This is a genomic window from Dyadobacter subterraneus (genome assembly GCF_015221875.1).
Taxonomy (GTDB): domain Bacteria; phylum Bacteroidota; class Bacteroidia; order Cytophagales; family Spirosomataceae; genus Dyadobacter; species Dyadobacter subterraneus.
In genome coordinates this window covers 1,721,966-1,738,168 of record NZ_JACYGY010000001.1, presented here as the reverse complement: position 1 = coordinate 1,738,168, position 16,203 = coordinate 1,721,966, and the positions used below count along the sequence as shown (strand labels likewise).

10 protein-coding genes are annotated in these 16,203 nt (G+C 42.2%); 6 read left to right on the top strand and 4 right to left on the bottom strand.

Going from position 1 to position 16,203, the window contains the following annotated elements; translation table 11 throughout:
- Window positions 1-3: 3 nt before the first annotated feature.
- Genes IEE83_RS07155 through IEE83_RS07140 form a run of 4 tightly spaced genes read left to right on the top strand, consistent with a single transcriptional unit; the run spans window position 4 to window position 5,548 of the window.
- The gene (locus IEE83_RS07155) at window positions 4-1,503 is read left to right on the top strand and encodes a glycoside hydrolase 5 family protein (RefSeq protein WP_194119925.1); all 1,500 of its coding nucleotides are present in this window, start codon (window positions 4-6) and stop codon (window positions 1,501-1,503) included.
- A gap of 16 nt (window positions 1,504-1,519) precedes the next feature.
- Window positions 1,520-4,051 (top strand): hypothetical protein, encoded by a 2,532-nt coding sequence (locus IEE83_RS07150; RefSeq protein WP_194119924.1) that lies wholly within the window; start codon window positions 1,520-1,522, stop codon window positions 4,049-4,051.
- A gap of 11 nt (window positions 4,052-4,062) precedes the next feature.
- Window positions 4,063-4,779: an SGNH/GDSL hydrolase family protein gene (locus IEE83_RS07145; protein WP_194119923.1), complete on the top strand. Its 717-nt coding sequence runs from the start codon at window positions 4,063-4,065 to the stop codon at window positions 4,777-4,779.
- Window positions 4,780-4,837: 58 nt separating this feature from the next.
- Complete coding sequence (locus IEE83_RS07140) at window positions 4,838-5,548, top strand: SGNH/GDSL hydrolase family protein (RefSeq protein WP_194119922.1); 711 nt, start codon at window positions 4,838-4,840, stop codon at window positions 5,546-5,548.
- Here the strand turns inward: IEE83_RS07140 and IEE83_RS07135 are convergent.
- From IEE83_RS07135 to arr, 3 genes are all read right to left on the bottom strand, one after another.
- The gene (locus IEE83_RS07135; RefSeq protein ID WP_194119921.1) at window positions 5,542-6,294 is read right to left on the bottom strand and encodes a GntR family transcriptional regulator; all 753 of its coding nucleotides are present in this window, start codon (window positions 6,292-6,294) and stop codon (window positions 5,542-5,544) included. The genes IEE83_RS07140 and IEE83_RS07135 overlap by 7 nt on opposite strands.
- 368 nt (window positions 6,295-6,662) lie before the next feature.
- Window positions 6,663-10,346 (bottom strand): S8 family serine peptidase, encoded by a 3,684-nt coding sequence (locus tag IEE83_RS07130; RefSeq protein ID WP_194119920.1) that lies wholly within the window; start codon window positions 10,344-10,346, stop codon window positions 6,663-6,665.
- A 387-nt stretch (window positions 10,347-10,733) separates the two neighbouring features.
- Window positions 10,734-11,183, bottom strand: coding sequence for an NAD(+)--rifampin ADP-ribosyltransferase (gene arr / locus IEE83_RS07125; protein ID WP_194119919.1), 450 nt, complete (start codon window positions 11,181-11,183; stop codon window positions 10,734-10,736).
- Window positions 11,184-11,824: 641 nt separating this feature from the next.
- On the opposite strand from arr, the gene IEE83_RS07120 reads away from it, so the two are divergent.
- Complete coding sequence (locus IEE83_RS07120) at window positions 11,825-12,658, top strand: SDR family oxidoreductase (RefSeq protein ID WP_194119918.1); 834 nt, start codon at window positions 11,825-11,827, stop codon at window positions 12,656-12,658.
- A gap of 59 nt (window positions 12,659-12,717) precedes the next feature.
- A complete protein-coding gene (locus IEE83_RS07115; protein WP_194119917.1) occupies window positions 12,718-13,518 on the top strand; it encodes a helix-turn-helix domain-containing protein in 801 nt (266 codons plus the stop codon).
- A 198-nt stretch (window positions 13,519-13,716) separates the two neighbouring features.
- Here the strand turns inward: IEE83_RS07115 and IEE83_RS07110 are convergent, their stop codons facing one another.
- Window positions 13,717-16,092 carry an ABC transporter permease gene (locus IEE83_RS07110; RefSeq protein ID WP_194119916.1) on the bottom strand — a complete coding sequence of 792 codons (2,376 nt, stop codon included), beginning with the start codon at window positions 16,090-16,092 and terminating at the stop codon, window positions 13,717-13,719.
- Window positions 16,093-16,203: the final 111 nt, after the last annotated feature.

The window sequence follows — 16,203 nt, the reverse complement described above, 5'->3', positions numbered from 1 at the left end:
TTTATGAGATCAAAAACCGGACTGCTTCTGTTTCCCATGCTAACCTTGCTTACCGTTTTTTACAGCAGCTTCACCAATAGAAATTGGCAAAAGCCTGTGCAGTTATTTGTCTACAATGATTCGATCTTGTCAGATCATTTTCTTGGCGTCAATGGCGTGTATCACGGCTTTGCCTATATGGAAGATCCTGACGTAAAGCCGATGAGTGATGAAGACCGGGAGCTGGAATTTTCCAGGGTGAAGGCGATGGATCTTAAAATTGCCAGGACATGGTATCGCCCCGACTGGGCCTGCGGAACGAACCTTTACAACGATTTTGACTGGGAATCAAAGCGGATGAAAGCATTTTATCAGTGGCTTGATAAAATGAAAATGTTAAAGGTTGATGTGGCTCTGCAGGCCGGTTGGTGGTTTACGCGCGATACCTACATGAATACAAAAATTCCGGCCGACAAAGCAAAACCGGACCCAACGAAAGACCCGGCCCGTTATGCACAGTGGGTCAACGAATCGCTCTATCAACTGATCAAAGTCAGAGGTTATACAAACATAAAATATCTGGTGCTTTTCACAGAACCGCTCAATTACCGCTCGGGAATTATTCCAGAAAATTTCTCAGAACCTGCGTATTATGACAAGGTTTGTACCGAGATTGACAATCAGCTAAAAATCTCAAACCTAAGATCTTCCGTAAAACTTGTCGGACCAAACAGCGGCTCGACTGACACAGCCGCTTACGTAGGATGGGCCGTAGGCCACATGAATGATGTCATAGATATTTACAGCTGGCACAGCTACAACGGCAAACAATCCGGCACAAATCCGCCACTGGAATACGATGGCTGGAAACAAATAGTTGAAGTTGGAAAAGAAAAAATTAAGCAGACCGGCAAACCCTTCTGGATCGATGAATATGGAGCAAGCAAGCCCGATGAATCTGTCCGTTTTAAAGCAGATTATGGAAATTATCTGGCGCAGTGCGTAGCTGCTTTTGTAAACAGTGGCGCGCAAACTTCGCTGTTGTGGATCCTTTTTGACCAGAAATATCCTTCCTCAAAAGTCACCAACAAAGATAGTTTTTACAAAGGTGTGCAACGCTGGGGATTAACAAAATCACCGCAGGACAGTATTTCAAACCCAAAAGATCCTTATCCGTCATGGTATGCATTCAGTCTGATGAGCAAATATCTTGGCGGAAGAGCAGGCTCGAAAACCTTTAAAACTCTGGGAAATGATAGTTTGTATATCGTGGCCACGCAGCCTAATGAAAATGAGATTTCTGTTATGGTCGTAAACAGTGCGCATACAGCGCAGCAGTTTCAGATTGGATTTTCAAAGCAAATTAACCCGGTGTTAAACCGTGCCTTATTTGATCCTGCAAACATTACCCCATCACAAGAAAAGCTTATGCTATCCTTTGACAAAAAACGCAAAGCCGGCAAAAATATCAGCGATCAGATACCGGCCCGTGGTGTGGCCATTTACACGACTTTGAAAAATTGAAATCAGCCTATTTACCATGAAAATTAAAATATTATTACTGTTTTTTCTGCTTGCAGGATTTTTGACAAAAAGTCCGGCACAATCCAGGGACCCGTACGCACTTTCTACACTGAAAGGCAAACCGTTCAACAACATAACGCTCGAAGTATCGCTGAAACCTTTTAAGAAAAATGATAAGGCTTATATCCGTGAAGTGGCCAAAGAAATGTTCGTGCAATGGCATGCGTTACTGCGGCATGCCGATACGGTGTCGGTAATGCTTTGGACCAGCGATGGCTCTGAAATTTTAGATTACAAAGGCGCCGCAAATCAGCCACTGGAATGGGCACGTTATATGGGAAATCCAAATACGGAGCATGCGGTAAATTCCGGCCCCAAGGAATTATCGATTCACGAGCGCGCTTATTTGTACCTTGAAAATCCGCCCAAATTCACATACGGCGATCTGAAATTTATAGTCCAGACGCTGAAAGAAGAAGGTTATAAAGTTACCGGAAAACCGATCCGTGTCGGAGAAACTTTTGACCCTGGGCCTGAGTTTGCCAAATCAGATTTTAAATACAAAAAACACCGTGAAATTCTGGGCGGAAGTGCCATGGGCCACAATACGATGGTAAGCTGTTACTCAGTTTTAAATGCAGATAGTGAAGCCTATGCAGGTTTTCCAAAAGGAATTCCTGCCAACACGCCTTTTGGCACATTTCTGGGACGGCAAAGTAAACATTTCCTGAAAGACATGGGCTTTGATTTTATCTGGCTTAGCAACGGATTCGGTTATGGCATAGAAGGCTGGTCGTCGACCGGAGCTATTTTTAATGGCAAAGGATTTGACCAGGCAAAACTTGAAGATACCAAGGATAAGATAGCGGGATTCTGGAAATATTTCCGGGCAGAATGTCCTGATATCCAAATTCAGACCAGAGGCACAAATCTTTCAGCAGGCTCGGATCTGGCGCGTGACGGGGTAAATCTGAAAGCAATTTATAAGGACAAAAACCTGCTTCCTCCGCCAAATTCCCCCTGGGCGGCGCTGGACGGAGATTTTGGTCTGGAAATGGTTGGATATATGTCTCGTATGGCTGAACTTCCCGACGAGCGTTATCTTTTCCGTTTTTACACGCATGACCCCTGGTGGCTGAACAGTCCGTGGCTGGACCGCTATGGAAGAGAGCCGCATGACATTTATCTTCCTATGTCGGTTTCCAGAATTAATAAAAAAGGAGAGATAAAATTGCCGTCGCATTTAAGTCTGCTCAGCATTGATGATTCCTATGGGAATATGCCAACCCAGGTTCCTGACGAGGTAACGCCGAATATTTTAAAAGCCCGCTACGATGCCCCGACCGCCCCGGGACCTTTGGTCTGGGTTTATCCGTTTGATGAATACCACGACTGGGCTTACCGCTACAAAGACCGGCTGCCGGAGATCTATTATGGCGACTGGCTGATCCGTCAGGCCATCAACAATGGCTTTCCGCTGAATACAATTATTTCTACCGGTTCATTTCAAAATGTAATCAAGGACAAACCCGCTTTTTTCAAAGAATCCATTTTGGTGGCTACGGTTCCTGATGCCAATTCGCCCATGGAAAAAGCGCTTATCAGTTTTGTGAGAAATGGTGGAAAATTAATGATTTACGGGCCTGCTGATCATGCAGGAAAAGATTTCCTTGCACTTTTAAATATAAAAAACACTACACGTCTTGAAGGTGAATTCCAAATACTGCCGTCGTTCAAAGGCGATTTGCTTTCTGTTCATTACCCGGACAGAATCCAGCATAGCGCCTTGTTTTCCGGCGGAGGCGTATCTACGGAAGTAAGTGATATGGGCGATCAGTATACAAAAATTTTGACAAGAATGCAGCAAAATGACCAGTCCCGTGATGTGGTTTTGGCACGGCAGCTTCCAGAATGGAACGGTGGAAAAGTTGTGTACGTACGCGGGACCAATTCAAGCAAGTTCAATGGAGGGAAACTGCTAAATCCGGATGATCCCTCTAAACTTTTTACCGGGCCGCTTTTACTGCGCTATTCACTGAATGAATTTGGAATTACTTCCCTGATTGAAAAAGAAAATCCGGGTGTCAAAAATCCTGTGATGACGATTTCAAGAAGCAACAACGCTTTTATATTTTCGGGTTACAATCCCAACAGCACCATTACAAATCATTTTAAATTTCCACAAGGTGCTCCGCTGCTGCTTGGACTGGAAACGAAACTGGATCAGGGAAATTCAGTTTACACGCTGCCTACTTCCTGGAATCGGGAATGCCGGATTTTTATAGAGCAGAATGATGGTATTGTGTCCTGCAAAGAGCTGCACTCGGGCCAGAAAGATATTACCAAACGGTATCAGGCAAGCGGTTTAAAGAATGCAACAATCCGCATTTACGCAGCAGATGATATTACTCCGGAAAATTTTAATGCTTACATCAATTCGGATTATCCCTGGAAAACCGGAAAAATAGCCTTCAAAATGGGCGATCCAAAACTGGGAAAACATTTTGTTGTCGAAAATATAACCGGAAATTTAACGGTTTCCTGGTAAAGCAGATATTTATGAAAAACCTGATTTTAAGTTTTGCAGCGGTTGTTTTCCTGGTTTTTGATTCCCGTGGACAATCTGCATCCGTAATTGATACAGCCTACCTATCATCGATCAAAACAGAGCTCATGAAGGAAAGGCCCAAAAACCGGAATATTAATCTGGTATTTCATGGCCATTCCGGACCGGCAGGTTTTGGCAATAATCATGAGGTACATACCCTGGAAGCCTATCCGAATCTGGTTTTGAAAAAATTAAAAGCGGTTTATCCATTGGCTGTGATCAACATTATTGTTACTGCCATCGGTGGAGAAAATTCTATCTCCGGTGCTGAAAGATTTGAACGTGATGTGCTTACGCACCAACCGGATGTCGTCTTTATTGATTATACCGGAAATGATACAGGTGCGGGACTTGAAAAATCAAAGACTGCGTGGGAAAAGATGATACAGTTAGCTTTGGAAAAAGAAATAAAAGTTATTTTAATTACACCGGGCGTGGATCAGCGGCTGGATATTAACGCTCCCGGTAATCCATATGAACAACACGCTTCACAAGTCAGGGCACTGGCAACAAAATACAAAGTAGGTATAGCGGATCCCTTTGTCATTTTTCAAAAGTTGGTAAAGCGTACTGATTTTGTCAAAGATTATATGACCAGTATTAATCATTTTAATGAAAAAGGGCACGAGATTTATGCCAGTGAAATCTTTAAATGGTTTGAAAAATAGCAGTTAAAACAAATTCATAACGTCCTTTATAATTTCACATGCAGCGGTAAACGTATTTATGAAAAATAATACTCTCAAAACAATCCTTTTCATCCTGATCACTTTTTGTGCAAAAACACAGGCTCAAATTGCAGATCCGGCAGCTTATCTGTCTGATATCAAAAAAGAATTAAATACTGTATGGCCAAAAAACCGTACGATTAACCTTGTTTTTCACGGCCATTCTGTACCTTCCGGATATGGGGATAATCATCTGGTACACACGCTGGAAGCTTATCCGAATTTGCTTTTAAAAACACTAAAAGAAAAATATCCATATGCCGTGATCAACGTGATTGTAACTGCGATTGGCGGAGAAGACGCCATCCGCGGTCAGGCCCGTTTTGAAAAAGATGTGCTGCCTCACAAACCGGATGTACTTTTTATTGACTATGCGCTGAACGACCGTTTTTCTCCACTGGATAAAGTAAGAGACGCCTGGGAAAAGATGATTAAATCAGCACTGGCTAATCACATTAAAGTGATTCTTCTGACGCCTTCGCCAGACCAGCGAATTGATATCAGTGACCCTACAAATCCGCTCGATCCGTATGCAGAACAAATAAAATCACTCGCCGTAACATACAAAACCGGTTTGGCTGATCCGTATACACCTTTCAAAAAAATCGTAAAAGAAGGAAATGTAAAAAACTATATGACCTCAATCAATCATCCCAATAAAGAAGGTCATATGATTATCGTCGGGGCGATTAAACTTTACTTTTACTGAACGTCGTTATAGTCAGGATTAGCGATAATGGCGAATTTGTATTTGTCGCCGCGGTAAAAAGAGCGCTCCATTTCTACAATCTTTTCATCCTTGCAAATCACAGCGCTGTCCAGAATAAACATGGGTGTAGCTTTTGTCAGCTCGAAATTATTCATTTCCGAATCGGGCTCGACAATTTCTGCACTCAGTGTTTGTTTTACCTCTTCAATCCTCAAATGATAGGTATCCTCATATACTTTGAAGTAAGAAATTTCGGTTGGCAGCCGGTTTATTTTCGGACAAAGTTTTAATGAAATATATTTGATTTCGTCTTTGATAATCTCATCATCTGCGTAGCGAAGCTGGTGGATTTTCAGTACCGGCCCTTCGATAATAAAATGTTTCCCTCCTATTTCCGAAGAAATCCCGTCTTCCATTACCGTCTTTTCCAATACCAGATTATGCGGCTTGAAACCTTCTGCCAAAAGACTTTCATGAAAACCGCGTCGTGTAGCGTAAATTGAACCCAGGGTCCTTATCAGCCGGTGATCTACCGTGCGGTTTAAAACAAAAGTACCCTTCCCCTTAATCCTTTTTGCCCATCCCCTGTTTTCAATTTCAAGAAGACTTTTACGGGCCGTTGTATTGCTTACTTTATAGTGTTTAATGAGCTCATTTTCAGACGGAATCTTGTCACCCGGCTGCAATTCTCCGGATTTTATTTTTTCAATAACAGAATCACTTATACTCAGAAATTTCGGTCTCATTATCAATCACGTGCACGGTAAGCGGTAAAAAGTTCAAAGTAAAAAATAATTGAGACGTGTCCTAAAAAATGTTGGAATTGTTGTTTTTATACCACTGTTTTCTTTTATAAAATCCGCCGTTTCAATCCGGAGTGAACTGCGAAGACACGCACCAAAAATATCACTTTTTATGTCTGATGTCGAAGATTATAAACGGTGTCCTCTAAACTCAATGCTATGATTATTGTATATTATTACCATATACTTTTCGCTTGACTAAGAACTAACAAAAAAGGGAAATAAACTGCCTCCATTGACAGTCTATTTCCCTTTTATTTCAAATTGTTATGCACTGATTACTAAGTTATTAATTTAAAAAAAGAGTATTCCTATTGCACAACTACCCGATAATTGCGAATCACGCCGCGCTCTTCAACCTTTAAAATGTAAGCGCCTGGTGCCGAATTTTTATGTAATTTCAGTTCCAACATACCAGGACTACGGCTGATGGTGTGCAGAGGAATAAGATGACCGTCCACGCTGAAAAACTCAATAACCGCGTCATTCGGCTCATCCAGATTCAGCTTAAACTGCTTGTTTATGACAGGATTAGGAAACACAGCATAAGTCTGGTCAATCACAATAGATACCCATCGGTATACAGTGGTGTGACCATCCAAATCCACCTGCTTCAACCGGTAATAGCTGGTACCCTGATACGGAAGCTCGTCTGTATACTGGTAAAGATGCGTTGCAGCGGTACTTTCGTCCGGATTTACTTCGGCGATGGTCTCTATGTTTTTAAGATCCTTACTTCTTTCCAGTACAAACTGTGCGTTATTAATTTCATTAGTAGTAACCCAGTCCAGCGAAACAGATCCATTGGCTTGCTTTTTTGCAGAAAAACTGACCAGCGAAACCGGCAGCGGCGTTGTATTTACTGTCGCGCTTACCGCCATTGAACAGGCTCCGGAAGTTCCCGTCACCGTATACTGTGTTGCGCCGGTTGGCGAAACTGTGATCTGCGGAGTAGTAGCGGATGTAGACCAAAGGTATGTATCGGCACCAGAAGCAGTAAGCGTTGTACTCTGTCCAGCCGTTACGGTCAGACCCGGATTTGCAGAGATCGTAACCAGGAACGGTGCTGCCTGAAATTCGTAAGCACCCATATCTACACGGTTATTGAATATGCGGTTGTTTCCCGCAAGGTCAAGATTTCCTACATTTGCCGTAGTTGTTGAGGCGTTGCCAGCATTTATTGCCGGAGAACAGGCAAGCAACGCAATATTACCAATCGAGCCACTATTCAGTACCGGTTGACTTACAAACCGGGGGTCAACATTTAAATTATTGGACCCTGTACCTGACCATCCGCCTTGAACGATACTGTAAGAAATCGTCGTGTTGCTCGGAGTTTCATTGACAATTTCTGCGTTATCCCCCCAAAGAATACTGTTCTGAATGTTGGATGAAGAATTATCAACATGGTAAATAGCACCACCCGGACCATTTTGTGTAAAGGTATTTCCGGAAAAAGAACAATTAAGCAAAACCGGATTTGATTGTGAGACGTTCGTGATACCTGCTCCATAGTAACCCCGGTTTTGAAGGAAAGAGCTGTTGGTTATATTGGGAGAGGAGCCCCGATTATCGATAGCGCCACCCTGGTCAGCACCGTAATTACCTACAAACCAGTCGTTTTTCAGAACCGGGTTGGAAGACTGATTTTCCATTCCGCCACCAACGTAAGCAAGATTGTTGTAAAAAACAGCATTTCGGACGGTTACATCTGACCCATAGTTCAGGATCCCGCCACCGTAAGAAGCAGGAAATGATAAAAAGTCGTCTATTAATTGCGACGCATAGCCATCCTGAATAGAAAATCCGTCCAGTATCGCAGTGTTGTCCATTGTAGTACCGGAAGGTGGTAAATTTAAAATGACATTGTATGCATTGTTTGAAGCAGTGCCATCAAATTGCAGATTGCCACTTAAAACAGTTTCGTTGCTATCAAAATTTCTTAGTGCCAGATTGTAATTTGACGGTTCATTGCCCACAAAACCACCATAGATAGCGAGATTATTGGTCATTCTAAACGTTTTCGTTCTTTGATCGGCTGGATTTGTATTGCCAAGTGCATCCATCGTTGGAACATATGTGCCCTTCGCAACCCATATCTCCGTAATCTGTCCGCAATATTTTGCTGCCGACAAGGCCGACTGCAAGGAAGTAAAAGCATTTGGCCAGCTAGTCCCGGAATTATTTCCGCCAGCTGCGGCGTTAACATACAAAATTCCGGTATTACCTGCCGGGCAGCAAACGGTTCCCTCATCGATCTGTCCATTTCCATTATTGTCTTTGCCATCGCATAATTCTGGTGCGTTTGGATAAACCGACGCATCATAATCATCCGGATCTCCTGCATAAACGGTATACGCATCACCATCATGGTTTGTATCTTCTGAAAGAATTTTCCTTCTGGCAATCACATCCGGCTTTCCATCCGGATCGCCGGTTACCCGGTCTATTCCACCTATGTCTCCCAGCATCAATATTCCAGTGACATGTGGTGCCGCCATAGAAGTTCCGTCCAGATAAGTATATTGTCCATCCTTATAACATGATGCAATACTTACCCCAGGGGCGCTGTAATCAACCGGAGCATTACCGAAATTTGAAAAACCTGCCAGCGCACCGTTAATGTCCATGGCTGAAATTGTGTAAACATTTGGCGCGTTCACCCGTGCAGGGCTTCGAAATTCTGCATTGACAGCATCATTCCCAGCGGAAATTACCACTTTACATTTTGTTGCGAGATTACGAACCGCAGCATCCAACGCATTACTTGGCTCACCTCCTAAACTCATATTAACCACATCATTAGTGCCAGCAAGACCTGCCACATAATTCACACCTGCAATGATAATTGAAAAGGCACTATTTCCTGTGGCCGCGAAAACCCGAACAGGGACAACCTCCGCACCTGCCGCAACCCCTACCACGCCAAAACCGTTATCTTTTGCCCCAATAATACCGGCAACATGGGAACCATGACCATTTTCATCATTCGCGCTCGAACCGACGAAAAAAGCAGCTTGTGTTGTATTTACATTCAAATCAGGATGTGTAAAATCAATACCCGTGTCAATGATCCATGCTTTTCTGCCCGTAACGGCTGGAAGACTTCCTCCAATCCTGGTAATTCCCCAAGGCGTACATTGCGGGCCAACAGCTGTTGGCAGTGCCCTGTCAAGCGTAACCATGGTCACACCGCCATTAATGGCCGCTTTTAACAAATTACCATCAGCCTGACTTAATGACATGGCAGGTATTGTTATGGTAGCATCTTCACCAGCCATGAGGGGAGGAGATCCGCCAGCATTGTTTATTATTATAGCAGCAATTGCTCCGCCGTTTTGTGCGTTGAGAACTTTCGTTACAAAAGCACAGGATCCGCGGTCAATTACGGCAACCTTGCCCGACACATTGGTAATAGCACCACAACCGTTGCTGTTCGCAACAACAGCCTCACCCGTAATATTTGCGGTTGATCCGAATTCGGCTAAACCTGCAAAATGTTCAAGCCCGTTAAAAAGGATGACCGGACCATTACAACCTGATGCCACTGCCATGGGCCTGGGCGCGCTGGTTTCATTCAGGTATACCATTCTGTCAGGTTCAATGCGTTCAATCTGATCATCTTTACGCAACTGGTCCGCCTCCTGGTTTGTCAGACCACTTACGGAAAAACCTTTAATGGCGGTTTCGTAAACATGCAGAATTTTTTTCTGTGAAATATTATGTTTTGAAAGAGTGGCGCTTACTTGCCGTTGCATAAGCTGCTGACGGGCCTGAATACCTGGGTTTGAGGCCATTCTGGCATTAACTGCATCATTATCTTTGTAGATCACAATGTACTGACCTGAAATTTGTGTTTTATTTTTGGAAGGTGGCAGAGCATGTTGAATAATTGAGCGCTGCGCCAGCGCATTCTCGAAAGTGAATCCAAGAAAAAATACGAACACTACAATACGAAAAGAAATTGTGCAAAAGGAGTAAAAATTTGTCGTCATAAGTTGGGTAAGCGTTTATGAAATAGAATAACAAAAGCATCGTAATATAGGCATAATATTGACTGATATGCAGCAAGTTTCGTTATTCCTTGGACGGATTATTAAGCGGTCAGAAATTGACTAATATCTGAAAGAGAAAGGTAAATTTAGCAAGCAAAGCAGCGGTGTGAAATATTACTTCTTTAAGAATTGGGGTTATGAGTCCCGTATACCATAAAGGCGCAACATTTTTGGTGATAAATGCTGAAAAAACTTGGTCCAGGAATTGACATATCCTTACACCTGGAAGTAAAAGGTCTCATTTAAACGATAAGACGTTGGAATCGCAAGGCGCGGTCGTCCCCTATTTCAATGAGGCGTCGTGCAAATAGATTATTATCAATTTGCCTATCTATCATTCAAAGAATCAATACCCTGCTCTTTGAGCTTTGCTAATCCATCTATCATTGCTTTAACCTTTTCTGCCGAGTGTCCTTGCCAAACTGTAATTTCACCAACAACCTTAAACGGATGTTGGGACCGGTAAGATTTTGTTGGATTACCCGGGAATTTTCTATCCGTCAAATCAGGATCGTCTTCGATTGGGCCCGTTGCTTCTACCAAATAAATTCTTTCTCGCCCTTCCCCAAAAGCCAGTTCAGCACCCCAAATTGCCGCATCCAAAGTTGAGGTCAGAAAGATATAATTTGCAATTTTTCTCTTCCCAAAGTTCGAATTAAAACCAACGTTGATGATATCTCCAATCTTTAAGTCAGCTTTTGTTCCATGAAAAAAGGTTTGGGCAAAAGGTGTTGCCCCTGATGCATTTGAAATATTCTCAGTTTTGTCTTCTTTCATCGTTATCATTTATATTTGATTGGTACTCCCTTTTGCAGGGCCACCAATTATAATTTGTGCCAACTTTCGCAGTTGATTTCAAGGCAAATGCATTCCCTTAATACAATTTACAGAATTGATAAAAAAAGACAAAAGTTTGACTATATCTTCTTATTATTACCCTACATACTTCATAATCAATTACTCATCGGTACATGTTAAAACTTGTCTGTAACGATTGTTTAGTGACTTCAATTCAAGTGATCAATAGCTGAATAGTCGTAATCATTTTGCACAAATTATCTGCGACCCGGATTACCTTAAATCCTTCTAGTTATTCAGATCGATGTGTACCAATTATTGAGTGCAAAAATCACCAATAAATAAATGCCCGCCATGCAGGTCAGCACAAGGTAAACTTTTCAAATGGTCGAGCGGAATTGCACCAGCCCATCGGCTCACCGGCAGCTTGTAACCCAAAATCGGTTCTTTGTGTTCATTAGTCGACAGATACTGAATTCTGTTTAGTACAGATTAAATGGAAAAAATTGAGAATAGGATTTGTTGTCGGATACTGGCCCGGCAACAAAGCAATTCCGGCTCCACAACAAAGTTGGTTCTTGATAAGATGACGAAATTTGTCATATTAAAAGTCAACTATTATGAGCAAAACAGTTTTAATTACCGGGGCATCGTCGGGAATCGGCAAAGCCTCCGCACAATATTTCGCAGCCAAAGGCTGGAATGTCATCGCTTCCATGCGTACGCCTGAAAAAGAGACCGAGTTGGTAGATAATAACCATATTTTCGTGACCCGGCTCGACGTGCAGCATCCTGAAACCATCGAACTTGCGATTCAGCAAGGTATAACACGATTCGGGAAAATCGACGTTGTCGTCAACAATGCCGGGTATGGACAATACGGCGTTTTTGAAGCGGTCACACCCGAGCAGGTTCAGGAGCAGTTTGACGTGAATGTGTTTGGCGTAATGAACACAATCCGGGCTATCCTTCCACACTTCCGCGAGAGGAAACAAGGGATGATTATCAATATCAGCTCCGGCGCCGGACGTTTTACACTGCCATTGATTTCTCTTTACAATGCATCAAAATTTGCACTCGAAGGGTTTTCAGAAGCATTGTCATTCGAATTGGCCGCCCTGAATATCGGTGTGAAAATCGTGGAACCGGGTGGGACTACTACCAATTTCATCAAAGTGAGCGAAGAAAAAATTTCACTCAAACCTTTACCCGAATACGACAGGTTCATTAATGCAGCATACCAGATGTTTGGTAAGCTGAAAGATATGAGGCTGGCTACGGCGGAAGAAGTTGCTGAAGTGATCTACAACGCCACTACCGACGGGACCGATACATTACGTTATCTGTTTGGAAATGATGATTTTAAAAAACGTGTAAACAACAGGCTAACCATGTCGGATCAGGATTATGTGAACTCTGTCAAAGAATCCTATTTACCTTTCATGTCCGCATAAACGATCAGCTGCCTCTGCACGGGTGCATGGGGCAGCTGATTTTTATTTAAATTAGCAATATGGAAAACGCCCCGTACCCCTGCCACGTTGAACCTACCATTTCCAATGAGCAATTCATTGCCGAGCATATTTTTATTTATCTTGAAACAGGATTTCTAACAATTTATGACGGTAACGAGACATATACTTTTGGAGCTGGCGAATATGGTTTTATCTCCCGCAACCATTTTGCGAGATATAAAAAAGGTGGGGCGAACGGCAAGGAATTCAAGTCGGTTTCAATTTTTGTCGGCCAGGAATTCCTGCGAAGTTTCAGTAAAGAATATGGATATGAAGCTGATCCGAATGAATGTTTCGGTTGTGATGCGGTCATCAAACTGGATCCGCATACCTTGCTTGAAAGTTACTTAAAGTCCATAAAACCCTATATGGACCTGACCGGGAAAGAACGCGACCATTTTATGTTTCTTAAAACCAAGGAAATCGTTCTGCTCCTTTTGAAAACCAATCCGGAACTGAAAAATGTATTGTTGGATTTCAGTGATCCGGGCAAAATAGATCTGGAAAACTTTATGAACCGCAATTTCAGGTTTAATGTGAGTCTTAAACGATTCAGCTATCTTGCAGGGCGCAGTCTTACCGTATTTAAGGAAGATTTTAAAAAGACTTTTGGCACCTCTCCCGGACGCTGGTTGCAGGAAAAGCGGCTCACCGAAGCACATTTCAGATTGGAACATTTGGGACAACATCCTTCGGAAGTGTACCTGGAAGTAGGATTTGAAGACCTCTCCCACTTTTCATACGCCTTCAAAAAGAAGTATGGCATCGCGCCCAGTCATTTGAAAAAAAGTATTTCTTAAAACTTTGCTGATTATTTTGATACAGATTAGTGATGATCGTTCTGCGCCTACTTCTAGCCGGATTCATCTGTGCCACGTTAAAGCTATGAAAGCTAATCACATATGAGGAAATGCCGGATGCCAATATTCCCGCAAGCGCAATAACCCAACATTTCAAAATCGTTTGGTAGACAAAAAAAGTTTACCAATATCTTTATTCTACTCCGAACGGAGCGAATCAATCGGATTCGCCATGGCAGTTTTTAGCCCAACATAACTGATCGAAAGCAATGCTACGATTAAACTAATTATTCCACCAGCTGCAAATAGACACCAACTTATTTCTATCCGATGTGCAAAATTCTGCAACCACTGATGCATAAAATAATAAGAAACCGGCGTGCTGATCAGGACCGAAACGAGGACCAGTAAAATAAAATCTCTTGAAAGAAGCGTGAAAATATTGACGATGCTGGCACCCATTACTTTCCGAATACTAATTTCTTTGGATCTTGTCTGACTGATAAATGTGATCAGTCCAAGTAATCCAAGGCAAGACAACGAAATCGCCACGACTGTAAAAATTCGTATCAGGTACGAAATACGTGTCTGCGATATAAACATATGTTGAAAATCGTCATCGAGAAATGAATACCGGAACGGCGTTCCAGGATCATAGGCATGATAAATTTTTTCCAGCAACGCTATTTTTTCACTCACATCATCACTTGGATGAAAACGAACATACATGATTGAAAAACCATTAGCCGCTACGGATTGATTTTGGACACAAAATAACATCGGCTGTACATCTATTACCGTAGTGGTCAGGTAAAAATTCCTGATCACCCCAACCACTGTACCGAACTCATGAACTTTTTCCCTCATAATGGTCTGACCAATAACACTAGTATTTGTAAAACCAAGTTTTTTTACCGCCTCTTCGTTAAGCGTAACATAAAAGCCTTCTCTGTTTTTTATTGCTGATTTCTCAGGCTCTATAATCCATTTGGCACCAGAATTTTTAACAAAATCTGCATCCACTTCAAACATTGCCATATCAGCGGTTTTACCCGAAGATGCAGTCTGGAAGTTACCCAATGCATATCCTCCAAATAAGGCTGATTTTGATAAACTTACGTTTTCACTTCCAATCCGCGACACGACCGCCTTTTTGAAACTATCACTTCTTTCAGTAATCCTTTGGCCCAGGTATATTCTGAGCATCTGCTCTTTATTAAAACCAAGATCCTGGTTTTTCAGGAGCCGGATCTGCTGCTGTATAACCAGACTGCATAAAATAAGTATCGCCGATACCGAAAATTGAAAAACCAGCATGGCGCTCCGGGCTTTTGTTCCCTGGTTGGCGCTTAGGTAATTTCCTTTCAGAACCTTCACCGGAGAAAAACCGGACAGAATCAGCGCAGGATACATCCCGGCCAAAATTGTGCAGACTACAAACAAACCGGCCAGCACCACCATAAAAATCTTGCTTACAAGAAACGATAAATCGATCGTGAAGCCGAATAGATTATTGAATGATTCTCTGAAAATCAGGACAAAAACAATACTCAATAAAAACGCAAGAAAAGTAACAAGGGTTGATTCCAGAAAAAACTGTTTGGCAAGACTTGATCTTTTGGCTCCGATCGCTTTCCTGACTCCAACTTCTTTTGCCCGTAAAGTTGCGCGCGCCGTTGCAAGGTTGATGTAGTTAAACAGAGCCAGAGAAAGTATCAATACTGAAATACCGGAAAGAATATACAATAGCTTCGGACCTGGTTTTTCATTAAATGTTTGCGTATCGCCCAGCCTCAGCCCATAAAACGGTTCCAACTCATAGCTGTCATTTTCATTGTAATTAAGCGCTGCTATCAATTTGTTGGCAACTTTGATGTTCCTTGCGATTTTAGGAACAGATTCTTTGCGGTCAATCAAAAGAAAAGTTTCAAAGTTTGGCAAACTCTCAAAAATTGTCGGGTTCACCTTTGAAAAGGTTTCCTGGGATGAAACAAAATCAAAGTTAAGTGTCGAGTTGGTAGGAACATTTTTGACAACACCCGTGATTTCAAATAACTCCCGAACGTTATAGCTGATATGTTTCCCAACCGGATTTTCCTTCCCAAAATATTTATCCGCCATCCTCTCCGATATCACCACAGTATATGGTCTTTCCAGAACGTTATGGGCATTCCCGTATTTTAACGGAAAGGTAAAAACCGAAAAAAGCGAGGGGTCAGCAAATATAAATCCCTTTTCTTCATTGGGTAAACCAGGGTTTTCAGAATTTTTAATGATCGCCGAGGTATTTCTGATAACACGTGTATAAGCTTTAATTTCCGGATTCTCTGCGGCAAGCTGACCGGCAAGTTTTGAAGAAGTAAATGGAAAAGAAAATTGTTTGTTACGACCTATTACCCTGTAAATGTTTGGCCCATTGTCGTGAAATTTATCATAGCTCCATTCATGTACCACAAACTGGATAATGATAATAGAAACTGCAAGTCCGGCTGCCAGTCCAACGATGCTGATCATGGAAAACAACCGATCTTTCCACAAATTTCTAAGGGCGATTTTAAGATAATTTCTAATCATAAATAAAGGAGGTTTACATTTTCAAGTCGTGTAACAAGGCATCAAAATCCGTCGATTTCGTTCACAAAACAATCAGGGTGTTCAATTTTTTCAAATTTTAGTAACCGTTTG